The sequence below is a fragment of the Rhizobium sp. BK098 genome (assembly GCF_014193155.1).
Classification (GTDB): domain Bacteria; phylum Pseudomonadota; class Alphaproteobacteria; order Rhizobiales; family Rhizobiaceae; genus Rhizobium.
The window spans coordinates 1-1,487 of the sequence record NZ_JACHYY010000051.1; the positions used below are offsets into that span (position 1 = coordinate 1).

Annotated in this window: 2 protein-coding genes; one reads left to right on the plus strand and one right to left on the minus strand. The window is 58.8% G+C overall.

The features are described 5' to 3' along the window. Positions 1–922, plus strand: a 922-nt coding sequence (locus tag FHT73_RS29280) for a mechanosensitive ion channel family protein (RefSeq protein WP_183716549.1), incomplete at its 5' end; no start/stop codon positions are given. Here FHT73_RS29280 and FHT73_RS29285 read toward each other — a convergent pair. Beyond that, entirely contained in the window at positions 905–1,393 is a 489-nt protein-coding gene (locus tag FHT73_RS29285; RefSeq protein ID WP_183716551.1) for an Rrf2 family transcriptional regulator, read from the minus strand. The genes FHT73_RS29280 and FHT73_RS29285 overlap by 18 nt on opposite strands. Positions 1,394–1,487 lie beyond the last annotated feature (94 nt).

Genomic DNA, 1,487 nt, shown 5'->3' on the forward strand with positions numbered 1-1,487 from the left:
GCGCCTCGTCGTGCAAATCCTGTTCTTTTGCTGCATGAGCCTCGTGCTCTGGCTTGCCGGAATCTCGCCTTATCACTTTGATTACGACGAGCTTCAGGATGCCGGCATCCTGCTTGCCAAGTCCGCAAGGATCCTCTGGTGGCTGCATCTTGCCTGGACGATGATCGGCTTCCTCCATATCTATCTCACCCTCAACCGCCGGCCGCAGGAGGCGCATCTTCTTCAGGATCTGATCGTCGGCATCGTCTATCTCGGCGTCGCCCTGTCCGTCATCGGCTTCGTCTTCGGCGCACCCGTTGGGCCGCTGATTGCCACCTCAGGCATCGTCGTCGTCATTATCGGCCTGGCGCTGCAGAACACGCTTGCCGACGTCTTTTCCGGGATCGCGCTGGCACTCGGTCGCGCCTACGTCATCGGCGACTGGATCCAGCTCGGCGACGGCACCGAAGGTCGCGTCGTCGAAACCAACTGGCGCTCCACCAATCTGCTTTCGGGCGGATATAACGTCGTCGTCCTGCCGAACAGCGTGCTGGCGAAACAGGGTGTTACCAATCGCAGCCGCCCTGATGAGTCGCACCAGATCTCACTGACGATACGAATATCCGCCATACACAAGCCGCGGCTCGTCGAAGAGGTCATGCTTGCCATCCTGCAGGGCTGCGAAGGGATCGTCATGAACCCGCCGCCGGTCGTCGCGCTCAAGACGATCGACGCAATCGCCATCGAGGTCGAGCTGTTCTTCCGCGTCGCGAGCGCGGCAGGCCGCATGCCGGCACAGAACGAGATCATCGACCTCATCTACGAACATTGCAGGGCGAACGGAATATCATTGGCGATGCCGGCCCAAAGTCTCATCTGCCTCCCGACGGGCGAACAGAAGGAACAGGCCACTCCCAGGGCGATATCATCCGGCGCGCTCTAGCACCCATTCGAAAGAACTTTTCCAGAGTTCCGGCGGGATCTCCTTCGACAGAACGCCGACGAGGTCTGACAATTTGACGCTGCCCAGTTTCGCGCGCCACGCTTCGTCGGCCTCCCACATGATGCGCGCCACCGCACAAGGGCTGCTCTCACAATAGTCCTTCGGGCGGCAGGGATTGTTGGCCCTGATATTGCTGCAGACGAACGTACGCTGCCGGCCTTCCACAGCTTCAACAATTTCGAGGAAAGTGATATCCGTCGAAGGCTTTGCCAGTCGGTAGCCGCCGGACGGACCAAGAGACGTGTCGACAAGTCCCGCGTGGGACAGGCCCTGCAGGGCCTTGGAAAGGTATTCCTTCGGGAGCCCATGAAATTCGGCAAGCGCTTTGGTCGAGAGATAGCGACCGTCGGGCAGAGCGGCAAGAATAGCACAGCAGTGGAGTGCCCATTCGACTTGGCTTTTCAAAATCATGAATTCACTTCCAAGGCCTCGGCACATGCTATCAAGGATAACAAATATCCTTATCTCGTCCCCGTGTAAACAAAAGGTGAAGCTCTTGACCACC

Bases quoted from the DNA above. Each gene is read 5' to 3' on its own strand.
- FHT73_RS29285 (WP_183716551.1), bottom strand. From the start codon at position 1,393: ATGATTTTGAAAAGCCAAGTCGAATGGGCACTCCACTGCTGTGCTATT.